Below are 24,367 nucleotides of genomic sequence, written 5' to 3'. Positions count from 1 at the left end.
TTCAGCATCACTTAGCCACCCATAGACAATTGGCGGACGGCGCATTTTACCCTCACGTTCCTGCAGTAATGCTATCAGCGTGGGTTGGTTCCTGTCACGAGGTCGAAATCACGCCGGCAGCAGCAAGCGCACTGAGAATCTGTTCTATGGCCTCGCGTGCTTGGGCATCCACCTGTGTGCCGCCTGCTGGCGCTGTAATGTCGGCTGCAACCTGCCAACCGTCCACGTACCGCCTGTCCCTGCCGAGCTCCTTGTCAAACACACGCATGCCGACCACGGGCTCTACAAAGATCCACTGACCATTCTGGCGGCAGGCAATCTCGCCCTCCCGCCCCGCGAACACACCTTCTGCGGCTTCCATGACAAGCCAGCTTTGTCCGTCCGCCGGAACAGCAGGAGCAGTTATTGCTCCGCCTTCGACAGCACAATGGATGATGGCATCTGCACGCGCAAACGCCTCGTTCACGAAGAACTCTTTTTGCGCTTGTGCAGCAAACAGAAATGGAAGGCCAAACCGCGCGGTGGTATCTGCAAACTGCGGAGGGTTCATGGTCAAACTCCTTATTGATCAAATGGAATAGCGGACACTCGCCGGCAGCGAGACCGAAACCCGGCCAACCTGCCGGATCAGAAAGTTGCCAGACCTTGCTCCGCTCAGCGCAGTGGACAATTCCTGAGCGGAAAGATGCAGGAAGGGTTGATCCACATCCCATTTGCCTGCCAGCCGCTCGCCACTGACAAGCCGTACCTCGTATCGCTCCAGATTCTCGGGCAAAGGCGTTTCCACATCGTTCAGCCATGCCCAGGCACCGCGTGCGCGCCGGGTCCATTTTACGTCCACCCCATTATCAACACGGCGAAAAGCCTTTGCCGCAACCGGGCTCAGCGGCCGCAAGGACGCCCCGATCAGCGCAACAGATGCCGAGATGGGTTGTGCATCGGCAATGCTCGACGCGTAAATTGCATCTGCGGTAGGGTTGAATACCTTCTCCGGTGTAAGGCGAGTAAGACGCCCGTCCAGAAGGACGAACGGCTCATGACCCCTATGGCTGCTTATTGCAGCTTCCGTCCCCCCCCGACCTCGCAACAGCAATGACAAACGCCAGCGACCAGCACCCAGCGCTTCGGCGGAGCCAAACTGGATCAGCTCATCGCCTATCAAAGCGCGATTGGCGCCTTGCGACAAAGACATCAAATCGGCGCCGACCAGACCGAGATCATCTGCGCACAGCTGCACGACGATCTGCGTTTCGCGATCAATAACGTGGCAAGAGGCTGGCGCCAGCACTTCCTGAACGGTACCTATGATAGCCCGCTCGCGCCTCGCAGCACCGATTGGCTCGAGACCTGCGCCGTCGCGGCTTACGAAAAGCGTAGCGCCGGTCCAGCCGCTGGCACCTGATGACGTAGCTGCATACATATTTGCGACGTCTGGTGACCCAACTCCATCCCAAGGCAGTTCGAACACGACAAGCTGGGTTGGTCCTCCAAGCTGGTCGGGAGCCTCATTTATGGCGCCTGAGTCACCTGCAGGAACGGCTCCTTGCGACAGAATGCCACTGACTGCCTGCAGTTCCAGTTCGACACCGCTGCTTCCCCACTCGAATGCCATGACCTGCCATAGCGCGGGATCGCCAGGCACCTGCACGAACGATCCTGCCTCGATGTTCGGATCCATGCTCGCGACGCGATAAAGTACTCTGCCCTTTTGTGCTGACAAACGCACTGCAGCCTTGTCAGCCAGCTTGCGAGCATCATCTGACAGCAGTGTTGCGGGCAGCTCAAGCGTTACAGGGTCGCTGTTGAACGACGCTGTGCTGCGTTGCAGTCCCGGCTGATAATCACGATCGTAATCATAATAGCGCAAGCTGACCTGTGCTGCCTTATGCTGTGCGGTTCGCTGCCGGGAAAAGCCTTTCTTGAGCCCTCCATCGCTGTCCCAACCCTCCAGTGGCGCAGGCAGAGGAGCCGCAGCGGCGGATGCCGGCGTGGCATCCTTGATCTTCAGGACAGATCCCGTGACGCTGCAGCTTACCGGAAAGACTGGATCAAGCATGGCAAGAGCATCCAGGTAACTCCCGTCAGAATGGCTGAAGCCTGTCAGCCCGGCCAGAGGCCGATCGATGGCCCCCGCAGTCTCGGAAAGCACGTCGGTCAGGGCAACTTGCAGTTCATCGGCGATGATCTCGAAGGTCAATGCCGGCAGTCTGTTCCCGAATTCGGCAAGCTGCAGATCTTCGAAGACGACGTAAGCAAGGCCGCGAAATGCCGGGCAGCGATCCAATCCCACATCCGCGGCAATCAAGGGATCGACCTGCTGGTCTTCCTCGCCCAGATAGGTTCGCAAGACACCACCAACCTTCAGATCCCCTGCCCTGCCGCGCAAAAGATTGCCATCAGCCCAGATCCGTCCGATGCTGCTTATCGGCCGGCTGCTCAAAGCAACTGCGAACGAAGCCGTATAGGAATAGGCTGCAACACTGCCGCGCCCCTTGCCTCCACCGACCTTCTCCTTGCGCTCGATAAGCTCGGTTGCCCAGATCACGCTCCCTGCCGACCGCACCTTGCCGAAATGCCTGGCAACCGGGCTGCCGTAACTTGATGTTGTGACGCGAAGATCGTTTAATCTTGGGCCTTCACGCGTGTTGGATCCGATGATCGCACCGTCGATCGACCTGCCGGCAAGCGCGCCGATCGCGCCGCCGAGTGGCCCGCCCAAGGCCGTGCCCACGGCGGTAAGAACCAGAGTTGCCATTGCTATCGTCCTTCTTGGGAGATCGTGAGCCGCCAGTGGCGTTCGGTATGCCACCCCTGCTCGGCCTCGCTCTTGACCACACGCCGCAAGCCTGCGTGAGCATGGATGTAGCAATTTGGTCCGGCAAACAGCGCCAGATGAAGCTGAACTGGCCCCAGCCGGAACAACAGGATGTCACCCACTCGTCGCGCTTCGCCATCAAGTCTGACCAGGCCGCTCCCACGTGCATGCTCCAGCAGGCGATCGACGTTCAGATTTCGCAAGCTGTAGCTTACAGGCAGGTCGAGCGGCCGGCCCGCACGCGCCGCTGCCGCGCCAATCAGGCCGACACAGTCCAATCCAGTGGCAGGATCACGGCCACAAAGCCGAAAGGGCGTGCCGACAAGACTTTCTGCTGCCTGTGCCATGCGCTGGCCGATCATGCTTCGCTGACCGGATATCGGCTTATGCTGTCATTGCCTGGCAGGAATGGCTCGCCCCGAAAATTGGCCACATTGCCAAACCTGTCGGCACAGGTCTGCACGCGATGGTCGCATCCTTCGCGCGCTATTGCACGGGTCCCGGCATTCGGCCTTGTGCGCAGCACAGGATCAAGCACAAGCTTGCCATCGTTGATCGCGACAATCCGGTGGGAACTGCCAGCTGCCGGACCATCGATCCACCGAAGCGTCCCTTCCAGCAGCAGCATCGGGTCGAGGGCATCACCAGACAGGGAAATCTCCTGCGTCTGCGGATCCACTGCGCCGATGAACACCTCGTGGGTGAAACGCGGCGCGGGCAGATTGCAGCCGGGCCCGCAAAACAGGGCACGACACGATGGGCTTGTCCGGGGCACAGGCTCCTTGCGAAGAACAGACTTTGCAGATTCCAGCTCGGCCGTGAACTCAAATTCATCGTGATTGACTGCGCCAATCGACCCACCGAACAGCGTCTTGTGTTCCATGTTTCGCCAGTCGACCAGCCCCATCTCCACCGTGGCGCTGTCATAGCAACCCTGCGCGATATCATCCGACGTGATCGCTTCGTGGGTAAAGGCTCCGTGAGCCTCGGCACTGTCTGGCTCAAGTCCGCTGGTCAGGCGTACCGCGGAATGGACCAGTCCGGGCGATGCGCGATGTCGAATGTCGTCGAAGACAAGATCACGATCATGCGACGTAAAGCCGAACGTAATTCCATCCCGACGATAGAGCCGCCAGAAACTTGCCACGGTTTCAAGCTCCCCTGCAAACCAGTGCCTGTTCATGACATTTCCCTCACCTCGAGAAGCGGGATGCTTGGTGCTTCTCCTGCGGCGAACACCGCGCCGTTGATGTCAATCCGGTCTTCGGCAAAGCGGACCGGCACATCAAACAGAAACCCCGCCCGCACCGCCGCACCGAATGCAGGCGCAGTGTCGAAATTAATTGTACCCAAAGGACCGAGCACCCAGTCTCGCGTAGCCACGCCATCAACACTGATCAGGATAGTTTCCGGATCTGGCCGTGTGATGCGACGCTCCTGCGGATCGCCACCGGAGCCGTACCGCTTCAAAAGGGCAAAGGCGCTTCTCGAGCCATCGCCAGTGCCAATCAGCTGGTCAAAGGCAGTTGGCTCGCCAGTCATTTGCCTTGAACTGCAATCGTAAGAATCGCGAAGGCGGAACGCCCGTGCAGCGCCGCGTCGGGCACGGAAAAACTCGATCAGAATGCCCAACTCGGCTTCTGACCGCACACCTGGCCCTACATCGAACCGCAGCCTTGCATCTGACCAGAGGGCGTTGCGATGCTCATGTCCCGATGCCGTCACGACCACATTGGTAGAAAATTCTGGCATGACGGCTGAACCGCGCCCTAGGCCGAGCGGATAAGCTATATCATCAAAAGCTTGCATATCATCCTCGCGACGCATTGATGGCAGCCGGACATAACCGTCACGAACTACCTGTGGTGACGCCCAGACGAAGCAACGCGGCACACCTCGCTCGCGCGCCTCGTCCAGCCCAGCATCGATAAATTGCCATTGCACAGAAGCATCCTCCTGCCGCAGCACAAAACCGGCAAGGTAGTCTTGCTCTTCTATGGGATACCCCAATCGTTCGTCGACCAGCGCATAAGCCACGCGACGCAGGTTCTGGCGCCCGGCGGTGAGCCAATCGTAATCTTCGATCTGCAGCCGATCAAAGGCAGGACTTGCCCAGCCGACCGGCAGGTTGGCACGCAGAGCCTCCGGCATTACAGGGTCCAGAACGGTCGGAAGGAAAGCCAGCAGCCTTACATCCGCTCCTCCGCTGCCAGCCGCCGTTCGAACAGCGGCAGTCAACTCAGCGGTGGAGCGCGCCAACATCGCACCTGCCTTGTCCAGCAGCGCCTTGCGTGCTGCATCTAACGGTGCGGCCAATGTTTCAATGACAAGCGGATCACCGCCAAATTCTGCGCGCGCAGCCTCGTCATATATACAGATGCGCCCATCGCCGAAAACCCACCACCATGGTTCACCAATCTGAAAACGCACTGGGGCACCGGCAGCCTGCAGCATTGCCACCACTTCGCGACCCACCTTTTGCAAATAAGCCATGGCCGCAGTGTTGGCAGGTGAAAGCAGGCTTGAAGGTGGATCCCACCCGGTTTGTGCAGGATTGCCGCTTGCATCACGTTGCTGCCATGCAGGCGGGCAATGCTGCGCCAGCAATTCATAAGAAAGAGAAGCTATCGGTTCGAAGCCAAGCCGAACACATTCTTCAAAGAACGACCGGTGCCATGCCTGCGCAGCGACGTTGAAGGCAGGCGCGCGATCATCGACCAGAAAAACTCCAGCCCCTTCTCTTTGCAGCGTGAAATAATGGCTCATGCCTAGATAATGGACAATCTCACCGCGGTAGCCCAATGCACGTATGTTGCGCAGCAGCCGCGCCGGTGTCTGGGTCCCGCTATCATCAAAAGCAGTGCACATGCCGATCCCATGAGGCGGCAGGATCACATCGCCTACCTCCATGACTGCACCTGCGCCGTCCACGCGGATCGAATCCATCTGCGCCCACCCTTCGGCAGGCACAGGCAGATCGCCACCTTCAGGATCGTAGGCAGCTGAAACAAGCGAGATGAACATTCGATCGATATCGCCCGCAAAAACGGCATCGGCTTCATCAGGCAGAATGAAGCCGGCACGAAGCTCGGAAAACGGCAGCGTGACGACCGCATCTTCGGGCAAACCTTGCGCATAATTCCAAAGACGTACGAACCACGTCCGCGCATTGCCACTGCGATCCCGACCTTCGATGGTCAGCGTCGGTCCGTTTGGCACGTCAAGCGGCATGATGCCTTCAGAGCGCCAGCGAAAGCTCAACGTCGAATGACGATAATCCCTGCTGGTGGTGTAGGCGGCAAGCGGATGGTCAAGTGTATCCTCGCTATCCCAGATCAGACCGGCCAGATCTTGTTGCCGGTAAAATACGCAATCAACGCGCAACGCGTCATGAGCCGCAGTCGTGACAGCTGCCATCATCGGCCGGGGGAAGTTCACGGTCCAGAACCGCGGATCGAAGCGCTGAATATAATCGCGTTCCTGCCCGTTGCGGGTCTTTGCAAGCCAGTAAGCCATATCAGGACAGTCCTTCGATCACATCAATCTGCGGTGAGCGCCCGGCGAACCGCGCTGGCCACTTGGCGGCTTGAACGTTGCAGGTTCTGAGCGGCAGTACCGCCGGGTGGTGTGGTAAGGTGGATGGATACCCGCACATCGCGCGGCTGTGCCATCGAGGCTCCTTGCTCAATTCGTCCAGCTGCTGTCGGCACGAACACTTCGGGGCCACGCTCTCCCACCAGATATGCCGCATTGGGAGCTACATTGCCGCCCGTGGCCCGCCCGGGGAGACCGAGGATCGAGCTCAACAGGCTGGTTCCTGCAGAGAGCAGGCCACCGCCTGCACCGCCCATCTGCGCCATACCTGCCTGCATCGCACGGCCGGCAATATCATCAAGGACATTGATGGCTGCCCGCTTCAGATCGTCAAAGCCAAGCTTGCCGTTGCGCAACGCACCCGACAGGCTGCGCTCCAGCACATCGCCCGAGCGGGAAAAACCATCGATCAATGTAGTGTCGAACTGGCTGCGCATCTTTGCAATATCTGCGGCAAACCCTTGTGTGTTGGCGCGCACGTCGATCATCATCGCATCAAGATCATCATCCATCTTCCTGCTCCATCAGCTGTTCCAACTTTGCTCTGTCAAACGTTGCGGAGGTGCCGCTGCGCGTTTCGACAGCCTCAAGCACGCTTGCCAGTTCGGCAGGCGTCGCCTCCCAGAACTCCGGCGGCCGCCATCCCAGCAGCAAGGCGCAATGCCCGGACAATTGCCGTGCAACAGTCCCGAACCGCTTTTCTGGAGAGTCCATCAGTGCAGACCTTGCAGGACCTGCTTCAGAATGGAGCGCAACGCCGGGGCGGACGCTGCCAGACCCTGCTCCACCACAGCTGCACCAACATCCTCCCGACCAATCCCGGACCGGTCAGCCAGGCAGTGCCAGAACAGGGCAGACATCTCGCTCAGCCTCAGCTTGCCGTCACCGGCACGCTCCACCAGCTCGAACAGCGAGCCGAGATCTTCTTCTGCAGCAACAAGCGCGGCAAAAGTCGGCCGCAGCCGCCGCTCCCTCCCGCCGATCATCAAGAAGCTTTCGCCGCGCAGCGGATTGGCCGCTGCATCGCCGCCGCCCGTCATGCAGTTACCGGATAGACGGGGCCGGAACTTTCAAGCGCCACTGTATAATTGCGCTCGCCATTGAAATCGCCTGCATAATCGAGCCGCTGCACCAAGAATCGTCCGCGCATGCGCTCCCCGCCCTCGAAGCTCAGCTCGTAGTCGTCGATCCGGCCGGTAAGCGCGTTTTCGCGGATCGCGGCTTCTCCATCCGATCCCAGGAAGATGCCGGCTGCGCTCACGGAAACCTGGCGAACTCCGGCGCCCGACAGCAGTTCACGCCAGCCTCCCGATGCCTTGTTGGTGATGACCACCGCATCACCTGAAATTGACATCTGCGTTGTTCGCAGCCCCGCGACAGTTTCAAAATTGGGCGGATTTTCGCTGTTCCCGATCTTGAGCAGGAATGCACTTCCCTTCTGGGCTGTCATCTGGATTCTCCATCAAAGGTGATTTCAGGCCGCCAACAGGCGGAAACGATGTTCGATCAGGACCGCACGCGTGGCGGGCAGCCGCTGCTGCGTGCGGGCACGCAAGAAAAGGACAGAGGCTATGGTGAAGTCAGGTTGGTTTTTCGCCAGACCCGCGATCACCTCTTCGATCCTGCGCACCAGGCCTGACGCCGTTGCAGGATCATCTCCGCGGCACTGCAATTCGATGGCAAGGCGGATCTCGCGCCCTTCTCCGGTTTTGTGGCTCCAGTCGACGCTCGCGCTGGCAACAAGGGCAAGCCAGGGCAGGCTTGCTCTTGCCGGAGCTTCTTCGGTAATGCTGTTAAGCTCGGCAGACAGTACCGGGTCATCGGCAAGCGCTCGCAAGACGAGGGCGCGAAGGGCGATCTCCATGCTGTCAATCCTTTCTGTCAGACGTGAACTGCGGCCACAGCCATTCCGCCTGCCGCCACCGGCACGGATCGTCCCTGAAATCGCGGCTTGCATGCGCTACAGGCCTCGCTTGTCGCGCGACCCGCTGCGCCGCCGCGCGCGCCAGCGCTGCCCAGTCAAAGCGGCTGCCTGCACTGATCATGTCAGCCGCATCCGTCGCCACGGCTGCCACAGCGCCGTTACCGCAAGCGGAGGCGCCACAGAGGCATCGGCCGCATCGCGGGAGCGATGGTGGTGTGCTGCCAGCCGGACGATCCCATGGCGCAATGCTTCGGGAAGGCTGGCCCAGTCGGTAACCATGCCCGCCCGGTAACGCACGCTCACCCGCGTAGCGCCGCCGGCCTCCGTGATGCGAAAGCGACCCACACCATTTGCATCGATTTCGCTGCGGAATGCAGATTGAGCCAGGACTTCGCGTGTGCCATCGCCATGAACGCCAGTGACAGAGACGACCTGTTGAACAGGCCGCGTGGAAACCTCCTGCCAGCCACCTGGACTGAACGGCGCGCGCGCCGCATGCATTTCTTCGAAATCCCGCTCGATCAGGCTGACACCAGTATACCCTTCACAGATATCGAGTGCAGCAACCAGCAATTGGAACAGCAGCGCATCTTCGCGCATGGTATTGATGCCAAGCCATTGCTTAAGCTCGGCAAGAGCCGCAGCCGGCAACGCCATAGGCGCAATGATGGCGCGCTTCATGAGGGCAGCCTTTCAAGTCGAGTGGGTTGGACCTGCCAGCCCGCGCTTGCGATCGCTCGCAGCCACGGGCCGACAGTAGGCATGACGCAAGGGGTTGACGCCTTGCCCTAGGCAGATTGCTTACGCCTCGATGCGAAGCAGCTTGATCGCATCGGAATCCAGCACCTGTCCGCCGATCCGCTTCGTTGCGTAGAAATGCACGAACGGCTTGTGCGTGAACGGATCGCGCAGGATTGCGGTCGCGGAGCGCTCGGCGATCAGATATCCTGCACGAAAGTTTCCGAACGCGATCGGGCACTCGCCTGCGGCAATATCCGGCATGTCCTCCGCTTCGACAATGGGATAGCCAAGCAGACGATCAGGCTGACCTTCGACCATGCCCGGCTGCCACAGGAACGCTCCGTCGGTCGTCTTGAGCTTGCGCACGCTCGCCATGGTCGCAGAGTTCATCACCCAGCTTGCGCCCTGGCGATGCGAAGCCTTCAAAGTATGCACCAAATCGATCAACCGTGCCTCCGGTTCAGCGTCGAAGCCAATCCCGTCGCCTGATCCGACATATTGGAGGGAGCCAAAAGCGCGCACCCCGTCGCCAAGGGCAGATAGCGTCGCCGTCAGGAAACCAGCCGGCTGATCGACGCCAGAGCCATGGACAAAAGCCTCTCCTTCGGCACGCGCAAACTCCGAAGCGATTTCGGCAGCAAGCCAGCTTTCCAGATCGAATCCCGCATCATCCAGCATTGCCTGGCTCGCGGCCGGGTTGGCGAACAATTCGCCAGTGGGCGGCGCGATCTCGTGGAACGCAGGCGTGGCAGTCTCCGGCCGGGCTGCCGTTTCGCTGACCCAGCCCGATGCGGTGCCGCCTGATGTGACCAGCTTGCGATATCCCGACGTGCCTGTCTGCACCACCTGGGCGATGCTGCGGATGGGGCTGATCTCGACGAGGGTGCGGGCGATCATCGCATCGACCTCGCGCGGCACGGCATAGCCACCGTCGCGGGCAACCGCACCAGAAATGCTTTTCAGCTCTGCGTCACGGCCGCTGCGCAGATAGCCATCGACAAACCCCTTCACCTCTGCCGTGCGGTCAGGCTGACCTCCATCGATGACAGGACGCGAAGCTGCCCGGCTGACCTTTTCCAGTCGCGCCCTGACCTCGTCCACATCGGTACGCAGGCCGACAATTGCCTCGTCTGCGGCATCTTGACGGGCAACGATGTCGAAGGACGCATCGAGGTTTTCCGTCTTGTATTCCATAGTCATCAGGCAATACCCTTTCGCACATGAAAAAGGCCGCCGGAGGCAGCCTTTGAAACGCCACAAAGATTATGGCGGAATGATCGCCTGCCACACGGCAGGAGCTTGAACTTATGAAACGCAGTGAATACGCGAACCATGCTGCATCGGTCGCGAAACGAGGCTGACCTCAAACAGATCGACGCAGTGCAGCGCACGCCCTTGCCGCCCATCACCGAGCACTGCCATGTCAGCGTGCCGCGCCCGGTATCCGAATGAAAGACCGCTCAACCCGCCTGTCTTTACCAGACGCGCAGCGCGGCTTGCCGCATGGTCAATGCAGCCAATCACGCGCAAGCCGCGCTCATCCTCACAGATGCGCTCAATCCAGCCGACGCGCTGATCGCACCGGTGCTGCCACAGCAACGCAAGACGCTGATCTGACATACGCAACTCGGCAAGACTGCGCAGGAAGGCACCTTTTTTGATAAGATCGCGCCCGGCATCCACTTTATCGAATAGCGCGGCATAACCCGCAAAACGCAAGCCGGCATGATGTGCCACGCTCCTGTGGTGATCAATCCGGCTCATTTCAGGATCTCCCCTGCGCCGAAGCGCAGGGCAATCGCGAACAGCAGGAAAGCCAACATCGCGCGCACGGTCCAGTCGATGACCGCCTTCCAAGCGCTGCGCTTGGCATCGCGCCACGCGCGCAGCAATTCGCGCAATTCGGCAAGGTCGCCATGCGCAGTCGCATCATCCAGTCCCATCCGGCTCAGCACACGTCCGGCGCCAAGCTCGCTTGCCTCCTCGACCACCGCCCGCAAGGTGACCAGGTCGCCACCTGTCTCCTTGGCCTGCGCAATCAGTCGGGCCAGCATGTCCTCGCGCGTCATGGCCGTTCTCCTCCGGTTACTGCGGCGGGCGGGCTCAGTCCCAGCATGCTGCGCTTCTCGGCATTCGTCAGGAAATCCGCCCCGCTAACCAGAGACCACAGTTTCTCGCGATCCTCGGCAAGCGCCGGCACCTGATCCAGATCTACGCGCAGCGCAACATCAGGCCACCAGGCAGCAAGCGCCTCACCCAAAGCGTCGAGAATCTTTGCCGCCAGTGGCAGCAGTGTCAGCCGCCACAATGCACGATTGGCCTCGCGATAATTGGAATAGGTGTTGTCTCCCGGCAGTCCCAGCAACATCGGCGGTACTCCAAAAGCCAGCGCAATGTCCCGTGCCGCTGCCGACTTCAATGTGGCAAAATCCATATCGGCCGGCGACATCGACAGGCTTTGCCACTTCAACCCGCCTTCAAGCAGCATGGGTCGGCCTGCATTGCCGCTGCCTTGAAAAGCAGAGGCTAGCTCGGCCTTCAACCGGTCGAACTGCTCGGCAGTCAACGTGCTGCCGTCGCCTGCATCATAAACCATCGCTCCCGATGGACGCGCCGCGTTTTCGAGCAACATCCGGTTCCAGCGCGATGCCGCATTGTGAATGGCCACCGACTGATCGGCCGCTGACAGGCTGCCGGCACCATAATGATCATCACCAGGATGAAAGGTCTTCACATGGACAAGATTTGGATATTGCGCCTCATCCTCGACCGGCAGGTTCACCAGACTTTCGCCCACCCGGTAGCGATAGGCCTGCGGCCAGCCATCCGGCCCTGGCAGCACGCTGATCCGCTCCGGGCGCAGCGCGAAAAGCTCGCAGGGACGGCCTTGCGCATCCTTGATGATCTGAATGTAGCCATTGCCATGCAAAAGTACCTGAGCGGCCAGCGTTTCCAGCAGTGATTGCCCCGCGCTCGTCGCATTGACCAGCTTTGCCAATTGGGGATCCATGGACATCAGCGGCGCACTCGCCACTCCTTCAGCGACCATCCGCACAGCCCGCTGCGCCACCGGATTTTCAATGAAGGCGCGTTGCACCGACCCTGTATATTCATATGGTGCTGACCCTGTCTCGCTATCGGCAAAAAGCCAGGGGGAGGCAAAAGGCGGCGCCAACGGAGGACGCGCCGCGGGCGCCGCCTTGAAAGCGGCCCCCAACGTCTGCAAAAATGACATAAAAGGCTCCTATTGCACCCAGATCCGCGGACGCCCGCCGGTGCCCAGCATCAGTTCGGTCAATGCCCATACCAGCGCATCGGCACGGTCGGGCGAACGGCCCGGCCCGTGATATTGTCCACCTGCACCCAGCGCGCACATTTCATCTTCAAGCTCGGCAAAATGTCCCTGGTGGCGTACCCTGCCAGCTTCATAGAGCGCAGCAATTGGCTCGGCACGGGCAACCTTGCCTCTGCTGGCGTGCACCAGCCGGATCGGCAGCGAAACATCGGCGGCCCGCATGACGCTTTCGACCATCGCGCCGCCCTGGTTTGCTTCGGCGACGATCCGATCGGCATTCCACAGCCGCGCCGCACCCGCCGCAGCCCTGGCCCAGCGTTCGGGGCTTGGCTTGGTTACCGAACAATCGGCAAGCACGCGTGCAATCCCATCATCGCCCAGCCCGACCACCACGATGCCGCACGCATCGCCCTTGGCACTTGCCGGTGGATCGACGCCGACAACGATGCGCGTCAGCGCACGCCCCGCCGGCTCCCGGCAACGCTCCAGCACATCGCGGCTCCACAACGCCCCCTCGACATCCTCCAACATCTCGCCGTCAAGCTCCTGCCGTCCCAAGGCGCTGCGTCCGAAGGCGGCACGAATATCGCTCAGAAACCGGGCCGGCAGATTGCCTGCATTGTCGTAACTTGTTCCGCGGGTGACCACGGTATCACCGATCTTTTCTGCGGACAGGAGCCGCTTCAACAGCGGCACGGCACGCGGCGTGGTCGTCGCCAGCACCTGCGGACATTCCCCAAGGCGCAGGCCAAATGCCAGATTGTCCCAGGCCGCACTCGCCCGCCCGCTCGACATGTCCCACTTGGCAATTTCGTCACACCATGCATGGCTGTGCTGCGGTCCGCGCAGGCTTTCAGGCTCAGCAGCGGAATACAGAAACGCCTGCGCCCCTGTCGGCCAGGTAAGGCGGCGCAGCGATGGTTCGAAAACCGGCCGACGATGCGGCGGCGAAATGGACAGAATACCGCTTTCCCCCTCCACCATGACAGCCCGCGTTTCAGTCAGGGACGATCCGACAAGCGCTATGCGTGCCTCAGGGTTGCGGCGAACGACCGTCCGCACCCATTCGGCGCCTGCACGGGTCTTGCCAAACCCGCGGCCTGCACAGATCAGCCACACCCGCCAGTCGCATTGCGGCGCCAGCTGCTCGGGCCGCGCCCACAACTCCCAATGCCAGCGCAACTCCTGCTGCTCGGCTTGCGTCAACAGCGACAGGACAACCGCTCTTTCCTCTGCCTCCAGCGAGAGCAGCCAGTTCAGCCGTGCGACGATGCTCATGCATCGTCCGATCGATCTTTGTTGCTGTTTTGTTCTTCGTCTTTCGCTCCCGCAACGTCCTGCAGGCGGTTAGCTGCCTGCATCCTGTCCCGCATCATATCTAGCTTCGCGTTGATGGAATCGAGTGCTGCCTGTTCATCTTCCTGATCGCGCATGGCCCGGATCTTGCCGACCGTGGTGCGATGCGCGACCAGGAGCCGCATGGCACTCGCATTGTCATATTTGCGCTTGCGCTTGGCTTCGGAACTTTCAACCGTTCCAGCGCGCAGCCTGTGCAAGAGGTCCATCTCCATCGCATCATAACCATCACACAAGGCGGCGAACCATCTGCGGGCAAATTCGCTTTCGCTCTGCCGCGCCTTGTAAACCGTGCTTACGTCCATCTTTGCCGCTCTGGCAGAAGCCGCGACATTCGACGTGCGTGACAAAGCATCGAGGAAGCGCTCCCGCCAATCATCGTTCCCGCCCTTGGACGCAGGCGCCTTGCCTTTCGCCATGGTTCACTCCCATCCTGTTATGATCGGCTGCATCGGATCCGGTTCGCGGCGCTAAAAGCTGCCGGCTCGTTACACATTATCGCGATGTTCCGTTTCTCTAACCAATCAGCGTGACAATGTCAATCTAATTTAACCTCTATGGTTATATCTGATGAGATTTTCGCTGTCAGAGGGATCAGCTTCGGCCTAACAGAACGCTCCTGTAACTTGTGCGAATGGCTTCGGCGTGCTGCGAAAACTATATGACTGGACTGTCGCCAAGGCGGAGCATCCCCATTCCGAACGCTGGCTGGCAGCCATTTCCTGCATGGAATCGAGCTTCTTTCCAATTCCGCCACACCCGCTGCTCGGCCTCATGTGCCTTGCTCGCCCGGACAAGGCGATTCGTTTTGCCATCATCACCACCATTGCTTCGGTGGTGGGCGCACTCATCGGCTATGCAATCGGCTTCTTTCTCTACGAAACCGTCGGCAAGGCGCTGCTCGCCGCCATTGGCCTTGCTGACGATTTTCCCATCGCCGCATGTTACCTGCGCACATACGATGTGGAGATCATCATCCTTGCCGGCACCACGCCTGTGCCATTCAAGCTTCTCACCATCACTGCCGGCTTCATCCACATGGCGCTGGTGCCATTCATCCTTGCGAGCATCGCCGGACGGGCGCTCATTTTCATGAGCGTCGGCGTGCTGTTCCGCATCTTCGGCGCACGCATCAAGCTGTTCATTGACAAATATCTTGGTGCCGTGACCGCTGTCTTCACGGTACTGCTGGTAGGCGGCTTCCTCGCGCTCTCCCTCATCGGCAGTGGCGAGACCGCGCCTGACGATGCATGCGCCGCCGCAACACTTGCCGCTCCTGTCAGCTGACGCGGGTTCAGATAATGCCGACTGCCTTGCCTGCTTTCTCGAACATCTCCAAAATGTCACTGACCTGCTCCTGCGTGTGTTCGGCACAAAGCGAACAGCGCAGCAAGGTGACATTCGCAGGTGTGGCAGGCGGCCGCGCCAGATTGACGTAAAGCCCCTCACGCAAAAGCGCATTCCACATCGCGGCACCCCGCTCCAGATCAGGCATCAGCACTGCAATGATCGCGCTTTGCGGGGTCTTCGTGCCGAGCTGGAAGCCAAGCTCCTGCAACCCTGCATGAAGGCGGCGCGAATTCGCCCACAAATGCGCGCGCTTGTCCGCGGCGTGCATCAGCTTGCGGATCGAAGTCGCCGCGGTCGCCACCACGCTCGGCGGCAGCGAAGCGGTGAACACATAGGGGCGGCACACCAGCCGCATGATGTCGAACTTGGGATGATTGGAAACGCAAAAGCCGCCAACAGTTCCGACGCTTTTGGAAAAAGTGCCGACGATGAAGTCCACGTCATCGATAACGCCGACATCCTCGGCAACGCCGCGTCCGTTGGGCCCGATGAAGCCCATGGAATGCGCCTCATCGACCAGCACCATCGCGCCATTTGCCTTGGCAACTTTTACCATCTCCTGAAGCGGCGCGACATCACCAAGCATGGAATACACCCCTTCAAGGATGACCAGCTTGCCGGCTTCTGCAGGAATGCGTTTTAACCGCTTTTCCATGGCTTCGATATCATTGTGCTTGAACGGCACGACCTCTGCCTGCCCCAACGCACAGCCATCCCAGATCGACGCATGCGAATCGATGTCAAGAACGATGTAATCACCCTTGCCGGCAATGGTGGAAATAATCCCCAGATTGGCCTGGTAGCCAGTGGAAAACACCATGGCATGATCCATGCCGTAAAATTCGCGCAGCGCTTCCTCGACATCGCGATGTACGGCATAGGTGCCGTTTAACACCCGGCTGCCCGTCGTCCCCGATCCGAAATCTTCCAGCGCCGTCTTGCCAGCGGCAATGACGTCGGGGTCGAACGTCATCCCCATGTAGTTATAGGTGCCAAGCAGGATCGTCTCGCGTCCGTTGCAAATGGCGGTAACCGGCGACAGCACCTTTTCCATCACCATGGCAAAAGGATCGGCAAGACCGCTTTCCAGCAGTTCGCGACGCTGCTGGATCAGCGGATCGAATTTCGTGAAAAGGTCCCGCTCTCCCTTGAGCGGAGCAGGCACCGGGTCCGGCCGATGGGGCTGGCTGATCGCCTCAGTCATCGCGATCAGCCCTGACGCAGCCGCGTGACGGCATCGACAAGCTGACCGTAGGTTTCGATTTCCGCCTGCTGGTTCATGCTGATGATGATGTCGAATTCATCCTCTATCGCCGCGACAAAATCCATCACCGTCAGGCTGTCCCACTCCAGATCCCTTGTAAAGCTCGTCTCCTCCGTGATTGTGACGCCTTGCTTGTTGAAGGTTTCTATGAGGGTGTCGATACGCGTCTTCGTCTCTTGGCGGTCCATGATCCGGCCGTTCTCCAGCATTGTGCATTCGCCCGTTTGGCAAAGCGACCGGATTAGCGCCTGTCAAGACCGGCATGTCTAACGAGCAATCAGAAAGCCAAGCCGGACGCCGCTACAGCTGGCCTGACGAGGGATGGACCCAGAGCCGAAAGGCGGACCAGACCGACGACGAGCACGCTGCATGATGGATCATGTGTTGAGGCAGGCGCAGCCACCCTTATGCGCGTGGCAACTTGCCCTCTTGCACTGCAATCCCTAGCTTTCAGGTTCGACCGGTTGCTCCTGTCCTCACATTCTCTGCCCTTATGCGTTCTGGCCTCATGTTTTTTGCCCATAGCTCACTGACCCCACCTATCTCACCGCAACCTGTCTTTCCTCTCCTCGCGCCTTGCGCCCTTACCTTGCGAATGGCTTTGCTCGATGAAAACAGTTTCCCCTGCGCCCGACGCGGACACGCTTGCGTTGATGACCCTTGCCTGGGTGCTGCAGGATGACAGGCGCGCCGAACGGCTGCTTTCCTTGACGGGCCTCACACCTGACCTTTTGCGCTCCGGCCTCGCCGATGTGCAGGTGCAACTGGCAGTGTTCGAATTCCTTACCAATCACGAGGCCGACCTGCTGGCCGCAGCCGATGCCCTCGACTGCGACCCTGTCTGCATCATCGATGCGCATGCGGCGCTTGCGACAAGGGTAACATCATGAAAACCACCGCTTCCAGCCGCCCGCTTATCATTACCGATTGCGACGAGGTGCTGTTGCGGATGATCCCGCATTTCCGGGACTGGCTGGAAGAGGACCACGACATCCTGCTCGATTTCTCCCGCGGCTTTGGCGATGGCATGCGCCGCCGCGGCGAACAGGAACCCCTGCCGCATGCAGAGATGTGGAAATTGCTCGGCAGCTTTTTCGATACGCAGATGCACCGGCAGGATGCGGTGCCGGGGTCCATTGCTGCCATGCACACGCTGTCCGATCATGCCGAGGTGGTGGTGCTCACCAATCTTGAACATTTTCGCAACGATACACGCCGCCGGCAACTGGCCGCTCTTGGCCTTGATGTGCCTGTCTATACCAATCAAGGACCAAAGGGTCCTGCACTGCAGGCAATCCTGGCGGAACGGGGCGAACATCGCCCGGCCTTTTTCATCGACGATCTTTCAGTGCATCACAATTCCGTCGCCGTTGTTGCCCCTGCGGTGACCCGGCTCCACTTTGTCGGTGAGCCAGGAGTTGCGCCCCACGTCGAATGTGCCTTCAAGGCTGGCGATGCCCACGCCCGGATCGACGATTGGCAGACAGCTCTTTCCTGGCTCCTCAAGAATATCGAAGGACAAGATTCATGAACGGTGACGTTATTTCCGAGCGTCTGACCCAGCTTGGCGTTACCCTGCCCGATGCCGCCGCTGCCGTCGCCAGCTATGTGCCTGCCCTTCAGACAGGCAACATGCTGTATATTTCAGGCCAACTCCCTTTTGTGGATGGCGTCCTCAAGAAAGGGCGGCTGGGTCATGACGTGTCGCTTGACGAAGGCGTCGCTGCAGCACGGGCCTGCGGCATCATGATCCTGGCGCAGGCGCAAAAGGCGCTCGGCTCGCTCGACCGGATTGAACGCATTGTAAAGCTTGGCGCGTTTGTTGCCTCAAGCTCCGATTTTACAGATCAGCCTGCGGTTGCGAACGGCGCTTCTGAACTGATCGCCGATGTTCTGGGCGAAGCGGGTCGTCACACCCGAAGCGCTGTTGGCGTCGCGGCGCTGCCGCTGGGAGCCTGCGTGGAGATTGACGCGATCTGTATGGTTCGGCCTAACTGATCTTGGTGCTGGTGATACCTCACTTTTTCCGCCCCGAAACAGCGGACGGCCTCAACTGCCCGGCCGATCCTGCAGAATGTCCATCTGGTGGCGCTCGCCGCCGGGAATGTCACTGATATGCCGCAAGGCCGTTCCGTGCGGATAGCTCCCGATGTGTCGAGCCTGCCTGCCGGTCAGTGGGACGCACTCGATGCCACAGGAAATCCTTTTACGAGCCACCGCTTCCTGTCCCTGCTGGAAGAAGCCGGCAGCGTCGGCGGTCGTTCCGGTTGGAAGCCTGCCCCGCTGGTGATGGAGGGGCAGGACACATCGCTCAGCGCCGCCGTGCCGCTTTACATCAAGGGGCACAGCCAGGGCGAATATGTGTTCGACCACGGCTGGGCTGAGGCATGGCACCGGGCAGGCGGCAGCTATTATCCCAAGCTGCAGATCGCGGTGCCGTTCACGCCAGCCACCGGCCCGCGCATCCTTGCCCGCAACCGGGACGATGCCGCTGCCATGATCCAGGCGATTGAAATGCTGTGTGATCAACACGGCATGTCCTCTGCCCATGCGACCTTTGTCGAGCAGGATCAGTTGCCGCTGTTTCGTGACGCCGGGTGGCTCATTCGCCAGGATGTGCAGTTTCACTGGCAGAACCGTAATTATGCCGATTTCGAAGCGTTCCTTGACAGCCTTTCGTCACGCAAGCGCAAGGCAATCCGCAAGGAACGTGCCCGCGCAACGCAGGGCCTGCAGATGCTGGATCTTACCGGCAGCGAGGTTCGTCCCGACCATTGGGATGCATTCTGGCAATTCTACCAGGACACGGGCGCGCGCAAATGGGGGCAGCCCTATCTCACCCGCGCGACGTTCGATCTCATCGGCGAGCGCATGGCGGATGAAGTGCTGCTGATGCTGGCCATGGACAACGGCACGCCTGTTGCAGGAGCGCTCAATTTCATCGGGCCGCAAGCGCTCTACGGAAGATATTGGGGCACATTGGTCGACCGACCTTTCCTGCACTTCGAGCTGTGCTATTACCGCGCCATCGACGCTGCAATCGAACGCGGCCTTGTCCGCGTGGAGGCAGGCGCGCAAGGCGCACACAAGCTCGCGCGTGGGTACGAGCCTGTTCACACCTTTTCTGCTCATTACATCACCGATGAGGGGTTCAGGGCAGCGGTAGCCGATTTCGTAAAGCGCGAAGCCGAGCAGGTTGGCGCCGATCGCGACATGCTCGCGGCGATGGTGCCGTTCCGCAAGGCAGAGTGACAGCGGGACATCGTATCAACGGACAGCCTGCGAACGGACAGCGTGCGAACACGGCCTGTGGCTGAGTATCATCGGGCGGTCCTAGGGAAGCTGGCGATGCAGCTTGTGTGCAGCAGAACGAATATCTATAGGCGCAAGCCGAGGGGCATGCTGGACTGGGTCATCGGCGAAACGCCGCGACTCTCAAAGGCGGAGGACAACATGGATCAGGGAACCGCAACCGAAACCGACATCCTGTTGCAGGCGCGGCGCAGGGTCGGAGGTGACTACACGCCAAGCGTGCAGGAACCCTACATGAGCGACCACCAGCTGGAGTTTTTTCGCCGTCTGCTGGTGGAGTGGAAGCAATCCATCCACAACGCTGCTGCAGACACGCTGCTGCATCTGCAGGATGGCCCTTTGCGTGAGCCTGACCCAAACGATCGGGCATCAAGCGAGACGGACTGGGGCATAGAACTCCGGACAAGGGACCGGCAACGCAAGCTTATCGCCAAGATCGACGCGGCGCTGCGGCGGATCGATGACGGCGAATATGGTTATTGCGAGATCACCGGAGAGCCGATCGGCCTTGGTCGTCTGATTGCCCGACCAATCGCGACCATGACGATCGAAGCGCAGGAGGCGCACGAACGCCGGGAACGTGTATCACGCGATGATTGACGCCCCTGATATCAGGCACTGTGTCTTCAAACAGCTTGTTAAGACGTTGTTAGTTGGTTCTATCTACATAAGCGAGGCTTGATGACCGAACAGCGGGTAAGGCAGGATAGCGAGGCAATGGCAGATCGGGACATGCGCAGGCAGGAGCGCGAATCGCTGTTCCTCGCTGCACAATTGCGAATCGACGGACATGACGAGCCTGTTGCAGTAAAGCTGCGCAACATTTCCGATTTCGGGATCATGGCGGAAGGTCTGATGCGGGTATCGCGGGGCGACCGCCTTTCGGTAACGCTGCGCAACATTGGCTGGGTTGCGGGCACCGTGGCTTGGGCAGCGGGCGATCGCTGCGGGATTGCGTTTGACCATGAAGTGGCATCGCACAAGGTGCTTTATCCGGTTGATGACGCAGATCTGCCAGAATCTTCTGGCCGCAAGCCCGAGCTCGACGGAACACCGCAAGGTTGATCGGCAGCGGGTGCGGCCAGGCTGACGCGCACGTTTCTTCCTGCTAGAGCGGCCGTATGGTGATGTTCGGAGCAAGAAATCGGTCGTGCGCGCCGATACTGGCATGCATGCTGCTGCTGTCGTGCAATGCACCGGAAGATCGCGCCATCGAAATCATCCTTGTCGAAGGCGCAGGATCGAACAGCTTCTCGCATGAGGATGATCCCGGCGCTCAGGTGATCCGCGCAGCCACTCACGAGGGGCTGGTCAGCTTTGATGCAGAAGGGCGGATCCGACCCGGCATCGCGGAACGCTGGATCGTCACGGACGACGGACTGAGCTATATTTTCCGCATCGCTAATGGTCTGACCGCACCTGACGGCACGCAGGTTGACGCTGCCATGGTGCGCAACACCTTGCGCAAGGCAATCGCCTCGCAAGACAATACCGCGCTCGGCCTTGATCTCGACATCATCGATAATGTGCGTGCCCGCACCGGACGGGTCGTGGAAGTGCAGTTAAGCGCGCCCATGCCTGAGTTTCTCCAGTTGCTGGCGCATCCAACCCTGGCGCTGGTGGACCGCGTAAATGACGACGGCATGGTCCTTTCCGAACAGGACGGGCGAGCCAGTCTGGTGCCGCGCCCCATCCCTGGCACAAGTGACGCGTCAGGATCGTCGCTGCCGATCCGTCCGCTACAGCTTCGGCGTCTTGCTCCCTTGGAGGCCGTGACTGAATTCGAGGAAGGAGCCGCGGACATCCTGCTTGGTGGCGGCATCGATGCGCTGCCGCATGTCCGGCGCGGCGGGCTGCTGCGCGGAACCATCCGGCTTGATCCTGTTGCCGGTCTGTTCGGCCTTGGTGTTGCTCCTGGCGGAGGTTTTCTCGCCGATGCCGCCAATCGCGAAGTGCTATCGCTTGCCCTTGATCGGGAGCAATTGATCACCCCCTTCGGCATCGGTGGGGGCTGGAGCCCGCGCATCGGGATTGCTCCGCCCGAACTTTCCGCCCTTGCCGGACAAGACGCGCCGCAATGGCAGGCACTGCCGCTGGAGCAGAGGCAGGCGATAGCGTCGGCAAGGGTCGCCCAGTGGCAGGCGGCAAATGAACAGATTGCGCCGCTCAGCATTGCTCTGCCGCAGGGCCGCGGCGGCGAACTCATATTGACACGGCTGAAAGCAGATTACGCGGCGATCGGCATTAATCTGGTGCGGGCAGACGATGCAAACCGGGCTGATCTGTGGCTGATCGATGCCGTGTCGAGCTATAGCCAGCCGGACTGGTACCTAAACCGCCTGAATTGCAAGGTGACGCGTGCTGCCTGCTCTGCGCAGGCCGACGCACTTGTTGAACAGGCCCGCTCGGAAAGTGACCCGATCGTCCGAGCTTATCTTCTGACCCGGGCGGAGGCTGAGCTTACCGCCGTCCAGGGTTACGTCTCTTTCGGGCAGCCGGTGCGGTTCTCGCTGGTGCGCGGCGGACTGGCCGGCTTTGCCGTGAACCCCTGGGCGATTCACCCCTTGTCTGCGCTGGGCCGCGGCCCCAGCTAAGGGGCAGGACGCGAAGGACAGCATATGCCGGACAGGAATGGGATGCCGCTTACGGGCGGTGGAAAGCGCGGCAAAACACTGCACACCGCACAACGCATGGCGGCAGGCATGCCTGGCTTTGGCAGCGACCCTGCTTCAGTGCGGCACCGCGTCGAAGCAATGGAAAGGCTGCTGGAGCGCAGCTTTACCATTCCCGGGACAAAGCGCCCCGTCGGGCTGGACGCTGTTGCAGGTCTGATCCCCATCCTTGGTGATCTGCTGACCGCGTCGATGGGTGCCTACATAGTTTGGGAAGCGCGCAATCTGCACATGCCCAAGTGGAAAATTGCTCGCATGGCGGCCAATATCGGAGTTGATACCGCCATTGGCGCGGTTCCCCTGCTGGGCGATGCCTTTGATTTCCTTTACCGCTCCAATACAAAGAACCTGCGCATCATCCGGGCTCATCTCGACAAGCATCATCCGCAACAGCAGATCATCGACCAGTAAACGGTGGCCGCTGACGGCTGTGAAGCAACGCTAGAAGTCGATGGCCACCCCATCCTTCTCCCAATCGCCATAGCGGGTAGGATCGGGCCGGTCCTTCTCCTCGTGGCGGGAGCCGGGGCCTGGCTGCGGTGCAGGCGCATCTGTCCAGTAATCAGGCTTGGAAAAGCCGTCGGGTCGCGCAGTCGCGCGCTTTGCTGTATTGGTCATGCACCTCACATGGGGGCGCCATGAGATTGCGCAATCGGCAAATTTGCGATGCAAGACAAAGCCTCACACGCTAGCCATTGCCACAACCTGTCTGTGCGGCAATAGACATGTATGGTCGAAACCTCCGGATTGCCCGCCCGCCGCGCTTGCCTGCGCATGCTCGATGCCGTGTCACGCCGCGGCGATACTCTCGATGTTGCTTTCGAACAGGCTACCAGAAACCTGCGCCCGGCAGATGCCGGCCTGGCCCGGGCCATTGCGTCCGAAGTGCTGCGCTGGCTGGTGGACCTTGATAATGCAATCGACAGCGTCACACGTCAGCCGCTCGCGCCTGACGCAAAGGCGCGGATGGTGCTGCGCATGATGCTGGCACAGGCGTGGCGGCTTGGCAGTCCGGCTCATGCCATCGTCGCCACCGGCCTGCCGCTGCTGACAGGTGGCCCACGCAGACTGACGCATGGCGTATTTTCCACATTGATGAAACGGCCCAGCGCGCTGGGTGCAACGCCAACCCTGCCGGCAGAGGTCCAGGCGCGGTGGCAGGATGCATGGCCCGGCCGCCTGCCTTTCATTGCGGCCGCACTGGCCGAACCGCCCCCGCTCGACCTCACGCTGCGAGAATTTGCACAGACTGCTGACTGGGCCGCGCGGCTCGATGCATCGGTTCTTGACGAAGGGCATTTGCGCCTGGCACGCGGGCGCAATGTGACCGATCTGCCCGGTTATGCCGAAGGTGCCTGGTGGGTTCAGGATATTGCCGCCTCCATACCGGCACGATTGCTGGGTTCGGGCAAGGGACGATCCGTGCTCGACCTGTGTGCGGCACCCGGCGGCAAGACCATGCAGCTATGTGCCGCTGGTTGGAAAGTAACCGCGCTTGACAGTTCGGCGCGCCGGCTTGCTCTTTTGAAAGACAATCTGCGCCGCACCGGTCTTGCCGCTCACACCATACAGGCGGATGCACGTGACTGGGCACCGCCCCTTGATGATGACAGGCAAAGCCATGGCGGCTTTGATGCCATCCTGCTCGATGCACCTTGCACCGCGACGGGCACCTGCCGCCGCCACCCCGATGTGCTCCACCGCATTTCGTCGCGCCAGATCGCAGATCAGACGCTGCTGCAAGCCGACCTGCTTACCCGCGCGCGCCAGTGGCTGGCACCTGAAGGAACCCTTGTCTATGCAGTCTGCTCGCTCGAACCTGAAGAAGGCGAGCAGCAGGCACAGGCTTGTGTAAGCCCGGATCTGGATCAGGGCCTGGTGACCGATCCGATCCGGGCCGAAGAATTGCCGTTTGGCCTTGAGCCGGACGATCAGGGGTGGGTACGCACCGATCCCGGCATGTTGTCCGAGCCGGGTGGCATGGACGGGTTTTTCATCGCCCGCTTCAAGCCAGGCTGATCACAGGCTGACTGTATAGACCACC

31 protein-coding genes are annotated in these 24,367 nt (G+C 60.6%); 10 read left to right on the top strand and 21 right to left on the bottom strand.

Annotated elements, in window-relative coordinates:
* Positions 1–94 precede the first annotated feature (94 nt).
* The 18 genes from RM533_RS10095 to RM533_RS10010 form a co-directional block, all read right to left on the bottom strand.
* Entirely contained in the window at positions 95–550 is a 456-nt protein-coding gene (locus tag RM533_RS10095) for a DUF2793 domain-containing protein (protein ID WP_311341114.1), read from the bottom strand.
* Between the two features lie 18 nt (positions 551–568).
* Complete coding sequence (locus RM533_RS10090) at positions 569–2,755, bottom strand: GTA baseplate fiber-binding domain-containing protein (RefSeq protein ID WP_311341113.1); 2,187 nt, start codon at positions 2,753–2,755, stop codon at positions 569–571.
* 2 nt (positions 2,756–2,757) lie between these two features.
* Positions 2,758–3,177, bottom strand: a complete 420-nt coding sequence (locus RM533_RS10085) for an NlpC/P60 family protein (protein ID WP_311341112.1) — start codon at positions 3,175–3,177, stop codon at positions 2,758–2,760.
* The gene (locus RM533_RS10080) at positions 3,174–3,998 is read right to left on the bottom strand and encodes a DUF2163 domain-containing protein (RefSeq protein ID WP_311341111.1); all 825 of its coding nucleotides are present in this window, start codon (positions 3,996–3,998) and stop codon (positions 3,174–3,176) included. Before RM533_RS10080 ends, RM533_RS10085 begins: the two co-directional genes overlap by 4 nt.
* Positions 3,995–6,331, bottom strand: coding sequence for a DUF2460 domain-containing protein (locus RM533_RS10075; protein WP_311341110.1), 2,337 nt, complete (start codon positions 6,329–6,331; stop codon positions 3,995–3,997). The genes RM533_RS10080 and RM533_RS10075 overlap by 4 nt, the downstream gene beginning before the upstream one ends.
* Positions 6,332–6,354: 23 nt before the next feature.
* Positions 6,355–6,921, bottom strand: coding sequence for a tail tape measure protein (locus RM533_RS10070; RefSeq protein ID WP_311341109.1), 567 nt, complete (start codon positions 6,919–6,921; stop codon positions 6,355–6,357).
* Positions 6,914–7,123, bottom strand: a complete 210-nt coding sequence (locus RM533_RS10065) for a phage tail assembly chaperone (RefSeq protein ID WP_311341108.1) — start codon at positions 7,121–7,123, stop codon at positions 6,914–6,916. Before RM533_RS10065 ends, RM533_RS10070 begins: the two co-directional genes overlap by 8 nt.
* Complete coding sequence (locus tag RM533_RS10060; RefSeq protein WP_311341107.1) at positions 7,123–7,449, bottom strand: gene transfer agent family protein; 327 nt, start codon at positions 7,447–7,449, stop codon at positions 7,123–7,125. The genes RM533_RS10065 and RM533_RS10060 overlap by 1 nt, the downstream gene beginning before the upstream one ends.
* Positions 7,446–7,859, bottom strand: a complete 414-nt coding sequence (locus RM533_RS10055) for a phage major tail protein, TP901-1 family (protein ID WP_311341106.1) — start codon at positions 7,857–7,859, stop codon at positions 7,446–7,448. The genes RM533_RS10060 and RM533_RS10055 overlap by 4 nt, the downstream gene beginning before the upstream one ends.
* A gap of 24 nt (positions 7,860–7,883) precedes the next feature.
* Positions 7,884–8,273 (bottom strand): DUF3168 domain-containing protein, encoded by a 390-nt coding sequence (locus tag RM533_RS10050; RefSeq protein WP_311341105.1) that lies wholly within the window; start codon positions 8,271–8,273, stop codon positions 7,884–7,886.
* Between the two features lie 4 nt (positions 8,274–8,277).
* Positions 8,278–8,454, bottom strand: coding sequence for a hypothetical protein (locus RM533_RS10045; protein ID WP_311341104.1), 177 nt, complete (start codon positions 8,452–8,454; stop codon positions 8,278–8,280).
* Positions 8,451–9,014 (bottom strand): head-tail connector protein, encoded by a 564-nt coding sequence (locus RM533_RS10040; protein ID WP_311341103.1) that lies wholly within the window; start codon positions 9,012–9,014, stop codon positions 8,451–8,453. Before RM533_RS10040 ends, RM533_RS10045 begins: the two co-directional genes overlap by 4 nt.
* Before the next feature lie 120 nt (positions 9,015–9,134).
* Complete coding sequence (locus RM533_RS10035; protein ID WP_311341102.1) at positions 9,135–10,274, bottom strand: phage major capsid protein; 1,140 nt, start codon at positions 10,272–10,274, stop codon at positions 9,135–9,137.
* Between the two features lie 105 nt (positions 10,275–10,379).
* On the bottom strand, positions 10,380–10,838 hold the full coding sequence (locus tag RM533_RS10030) for an HK97 family phage prohead protease (RefSeq protein WP_311341101.1): 459 nt from the start codon (positions 10,836–10,838) through the stop codon (positions 10,380–10,382).
* Positions 10,835–11,143, bottom strand: coding sequence for a DUF6127 family protein (locus tag RM533_RS10025; RefSeq protein ID WP_311341100.1), 309 nt, complete (start codon positions 11,141–11,143; stop codon positions 10,835–10,837). Before RM533_RS10025 ends, RM533_RS10030 begins: the two co-directional genes overlap by 4 nt.
* A complete protein-coding gene (locus RM533_RS10020; RefSeq protein WP_311341099.1) occupies positions 11,140–12,309 on the bottom strand; it encodes a phage portal protein in 1,170 nt (389 codons plus the stop codon). Before RM533_RS10020 ends, RM533_RS10025 begins: the two co-directional genes overlap by 4 nt.
* 9 nt (positions 12,310–12,318) lie before the next feature.
* Entirely contained in the window at positions 12,319–13,647 is a 1,329-nt protein-coding gene (locus RM533_RS10015) for a DNA-packaging protein (RefSeq protein ID WP_311341098.1), read from the bottom strand.
* Positions 13,644–14,144, bottom strand: coding sequence for a hypothetical protein (locus tag RM533_RS10010; protein ID WP_311341097.1), 501 nt, complete (start codon positions 14,142–14,144; stop codon positions 13,644–13,646). The genes RM533_RS10015 and RM533_RS10010 overlap by 4 nt, the downstream gene beginning before the upstream one ends.
* A gap of 226 nt (positions 14,145–14,370) precedes the next feature.
* Between RM533_RS10010 and RM533_RS10005 the strand changes: the two genes are divergently transcribed.
* Complete coding sequence (locus RM533_RS10005; RefSeq protein ID WP_311341096.1) at positions 14,371–15,012, top strand: YqaA family protein; 642 nt, start codon at positions 14,371–14,373, stop codon at positions 15,010–15,012.
* Positions 15,013–15,019: 7 nt separating this feature from the next.
* Here the strand turns inward: RM533_RS10005 and spt are convergent, their stop codons facing one another.
* Together spt and RM533_RS09995 are read right to left on the bottom strand one after the other, a co-directional pair.
* Positions 15,020–16,279: a serine palmitoyltransferase gene (spt, locus tag RM533_RS10000; protein WP_311341095.1), complete on the bottom strand. Its 1,260-nt coding sequence runs from the start codon at positions 16,277–16,279 to the stop codon at positions 15,020–15,022.
* 5 nt (positions 16,280–16,284) lie between these two features.
* The gene (locus RM533_RS09995; protein WP_311341173.1) at positions 16,285–16,527 is read right to left on the bottom strand and encodes an acyl carrier protein; all 243 of its coding nucleotides are present in this window, start codon (positions 16,525–16,527) and stop codon (positions 16,285–16,287) included.
* A 420-nt stretch (positions 16,528–16,947) separates the two neighbouring features.
* On the opposite strand from RM533_RS09995, the gene RM533_RS09990 reads away from it, so the two are divergent.
* The 8 genes from RM533_RS09990 to RM533_RS09955 all read left to right on the top strand — a co-directional run bounded on the left by RM533_RS09990 (position 16,948) and on the right by RM533_RS09955 (position 22,734).
* On the top strand, positions 16,948–17,229 hold the full coding sequence (locus RM533_RS09990; RefSeq protein ID WP_311341094.1) for a DUF3572 family protein: 282 nt from the start codon (positions 16,948–16,950) through the stop codon (positions 17,227–17,229).
* Positions 17,226–17,870, top strand: a complete 645-nt coding sequence (locus RM533_RS09985; RefSeq protein ID WP_311341093.1) for a type IV pilus inner membrane component PilO — start codon at positions 17,226–17,228, stop codon at positions 17,868–17,870. Before RM533_RS09990 ends, RM533_RS09985 begins: the two co-directional genes overlap by 4 nt.
* Entirely contained in the window at positions 17,867–18,337 is a 471-nt protein-coding gene (locus RM533_RS09980; RefSeq protein ID WP_311341092.1) for a RidA family protein, read from the top strand. The genes RM533_RS09985 and RM533_RS09980 overlap by 4 nt, the downstream gene beginning before the upstream one ends.
* A gap of 117 nt (positions 18,338–18,454) precedes the next feature.
* Positions 18,455–19,591: a GNAT family N-acetyltransferase gene (locus RM533_RS09975; RefSeq protein ID WP_311341172.1), complete on the top strand. Its 1,137-nt coding sequence runs from the start codon at positions 18,455–18,457 to the stop codon at positions 19,589–19,591.
* A 201-nt stretch (positions 19,592–19,792) separates the two neighbouring features.
* Positions 19,793–20,251 carry an RNA polymerase-binding protein DksA gene (dksA, locus tag RM533_RS09970; protein WP_311341171.1) on the top strand — a complete coding sequence of 153 codons (459 nt, stop codon included), beginning with the start codon at positions 19,793–19,795 and terminating at the stop codon, positions 20,249–20,251.
* Positions 20,252–20,332: 81 nt separating this feature from the next.
* Positions 20,333–20,716, top strand: coding sequence for a PilZ domain-containing protein (locus tag RM533_RS09965; protein ID WP_311341091.1), 384 nt, complete (start codon positions 20,333–20,335; stop codon positions 20,714–20,716).
* Between the two features lie 107 nt (positions 20,717–20,823).
* A complete protein-coding gene (locus RM533_RS09960) occupies positions 20,824–22,245 on the top strand; it encodes an ABC transporter substrate-binding protein (protein ID WP_311341090.1) in 1,422 nt (473 codons plus the stop codon).
* 96 nt (positions 22,246–22,341) lie between these two features.
* The gene (locus tag RM533_RS09955) at positions 22,342–22,734 is read left to right on the top strand and encodes a DUF4112 domain-containing protein (protein WP_311341170.1); all 393 of its coding nucleotides are present in this window, start codon (positions 22,342–22,344) and stop codon (positions 22,732–22,734) included.
* Positions 22,735–22,764: 30 nt separating this feature from the next.
* On the opposite strand, the gene RM533_RS09950 is transcribed toward RM533_RS09955, so the two are convergent.
* On the bottom strand, positions 22,765–22,941 hold the full coding sequence (locus RM533_RS09950; protein ID WP_311341089.1) for a DUF1674 domain-containing protein: 177 nt from the start codon (positions 22,939–22,941) through the stop codon (positions 22,765–22,767).
* A 111-nt stretch (positions 22,942–23,052) separates the two neighbouring features.
* Here RM533_RS09950 and RM533_RS09945 point away from each other — a divergent pair, with 111 nt between their 5' ends.
* On the top strand, positions 23,053–24,342 hold the full coding sequence (locus RM533_RS09945; protein ID WP_311341088.1) for an RsmB/NOP family class I SAM-dependent RNA methyltransferase: 1,290 nt from the start codon (positions 23,053–23,055) through the stop codon (positions 24,340–24,342).
* The last annotated feature ends 25 nt before the right edge of the window (positions 24,343–24,367 follow it).

The organism is Croceicoccus esteveae (assembly GCF_031846435.1).
Lineage (GTDB): Bacteria > Pseudomonadota > Alphaproteobacteria > Sphingomonadales > Sphingomonadaceae > Croceicoccus > Croceicoccus esteveae.
This window is presented reverse-complemented; position numbering and strand designations above follow the sequence as displayed.

What these genes read in the sequence shown, in the direction of transcription:
- spt (WP_311341095.1), bottom strand. Translation starts at nt 16,279, where the DNA reads ATGACTGAGGCGATCAGCCAGCCCCATCGGCCGGACCCGGTGCCTGCT.
- RM533_RS10085 (WP_311341112.1), bottom strand. Translation starts at nt 3,177, where the DNA reads ATGATCGGCCAGCGCATGGCACAGGCAGCAGAAAGTCTTGTCGGCACG.
- RM533_RS09975 (WP_311341172.1), top strand. Translation starts at nt 18,455, where the DNA reads ATGCCGCAAGGCCGTTCCGTGCGGATAGCTCCCGATGTGTCGAGCCTG.
- RM533_RS09950 (WP_311341089.1), bottom strand. Translation starts at nt 22,941, where the DNA reads ATGACCAATACAGCAAAGCGCGCGACTGCGCGACCCGACGGCTTTTCC.
- dksA (WP_311341171.1), top strand. Translation starts at nt 19,793, where the DNA reads ATGGATCAGGGAACCGCAACCGAAACCGACATCCTGTTGCAGGCGCGG.
- RM533_RS09995 (WP_311341173.1), bottom strand. Translation starts at nt 16,527, where the DNA reads ATGGACCGCCAAGAGACGAAGACGCGTATCGACACCCTCATAGAAACC.
- RM533_RS10075 (WP_311341110.1), bottom strand. Translation starts at nt 6,331, where the DNA reads ATGGCTTACTGGCTTGCAAAGACCCGCAACGGGCAGGAACGCGATTAT.
- RM533_RS10025 (WP_311341100.1), bottom strand. Translation starts at nt 11,143, where the DNA reads ATGACGCGCGAGGACATGCTGGCCCGACTGATTGCGCAGGCCAAGGAG.
- RM533_RS09965 (WP_311341091.1), top strand. Translation starts at nt 20,333, where the DNA reads ATGACCGAACAGCGGGTAAGGCAGGATAGCGAGGCAATGGCAGATCGG.
- RM533_RS10040 (WP_311341103.1), bottom strand. Translation starts at nt 9,014, where the DNA reads ATGAAGCGCGCCATCATTGCGCCTATGGCGTTGCCGGCTGCGGCTCTT.
- RM533_RS10055 (WP_311341106.1), bottom strand. Translation starts at nt 7,859, where the DNA reads ATGACAGCCCAGAAGGGAAGTGCATTCCTGCTCAAGATCGGGAACAGC.
- RM533_RS10060 (WP_311341107.1), bottom strand. Translation starts at nt 7,449, where the DNA reads ATGACGGGCGGCGGCGATGCAGCGGCCAATCCGCTGCGCGGCGAAAGC.
- RM533_RS10090 (WP_311341113.1), bottom strand. Translation starts at nt 2,755, where the DNA reads ATGGCAACTCTGGTTCTTACCGCCGTGGGCACGGCCTTGGGCGGGCCA.
- RM533_RS10045 (WP_311341104.1), bottom strand. Translation starts at nt 8,454, where the DNA reads ATGATCAGTGCAGGCAGCCGCTTTGACTGGGCAGCGCTGGCGCGCGCG.
- RM533_RS10020 (WP_311341099.1), bottom strand. Translation starts at nt 12,309, where the DNA reads ATGTCATTTTTGCAGACGTTGGGGGCCGCTTTCAAGGCGGCGCCCGCG.
- RM533_RS09985 (WP_311341093.1), top strand. Translation starts at nt 17,226, where the DNA reads ATGAAAACCACCGCTTCCAGCCGCCCGCTTATCATTACCGATTGCGAC.
- RM533_RS10015 (WP_311341098.1), bottom strand. Translation starts at nt 13,647, where the DNA reads ATGAGCATCGTCGCACGGCTGAACTGGCTGCTCTCGCTGGAGGCAGAG.
- RM533_RS10010 (WP_311341097.1), bottom strand. Translation starts at nt 14,144, where the DNA reads ATGGCGAAAGGCAAGGCGCCTGCGTCCAAGGGCGGGAACGATGATTGG.
- RM533_RS09980 (WP_311341092.1), top strand. Translation starts at nt 17,867, where the DNA reads ATGAACGGTGACGTTATTTCCGAGCGTCTGACCCAGCTTGGCGTTACC.
- RM533_RS10065 (WP_311341108.1), bottom strand. Translation starts at nt 7,123, where the DNA reads ATGGACTCTCCAGAAAAGCGGTTCGGGACTGTTGCACGGCAATTGTCC.
- RM533_RS10080 (WP_311341111.1), bottom strand. Translation starts at nt 3,998, where the DNA reads ATGAACAGGCACTGGTTTGCAGGGGAGCTTGAAACCGTGGCAAGTTTC.
- RM533_RS10035 (WP_311341102.1), bottom strand. Translation starts at nt 10,274, where the DNA reads ATGACTATGGAATACAAGACGGAAAACCTCGATGCGTCCTTCGACATC.
- RM533_RS10030 (WP_311341101.1), bottom strand. Translation starts at nt 10,838, where the DNA reads ATGAGCCGGATTGATCACCACAGGAGCGTGGCACATCATGCCGGCTTG.
- RM533_RS10095 (WP_311341114.1), bottom strand. Translation starts at nt 550, where the DNA reads ATGAACCCTCCGCAGTTTGCAGATACCACCGCGCGGTTTGGCCTTCCA.
- RM533_RS09960 (WP_311341090.1), top strand. Translation starts at nt 20,824, where the DNA reads ATGCTGCTGCTGTCGTGCAATGCACCGGAAGATCGCGCCATCGAAATC.
- RM533_RS09945 (WP_311341088.1), top strand. Translation starts at nt 23,053, where the DNA reads ATGGTCGAAACCTCCGGATTGCCCGCCCGCCGCGCTTGCCTGCGCATG.
- RM533_RS10050 (WP_311341105.1), bottom strand. Translation starts at nt 8,273, where the DNA reads ATGGAGATCGCCCTTCGCGCCCTCGTCTTGCGAGCGCTTGCCGATGAC.
- RM533_RS10070 (WP_311341109.1), bottom strand. Translation starts at nt 6,921, where the DNA reads ATGGATGATGATCTTGATGCGATGATGATCGACGTGCGCGCCAACACA.
- RM533_RS09955 (WP_311341170.1), top strand. Translation starts at nt 22,342, where the DNA reads ATGGCGGCAGGCATGCCTGGCTTTGGCAGCGACCCTGCTTCAGTGCGG.
- RM533_RS09990 (WP_311341094.1), top strand. Translation starts at nt 16,948, where the DNA reads ATGAAAACAGTTTCCCCTGCGCCCGACGCGGACACGCTTGCGTTGATG.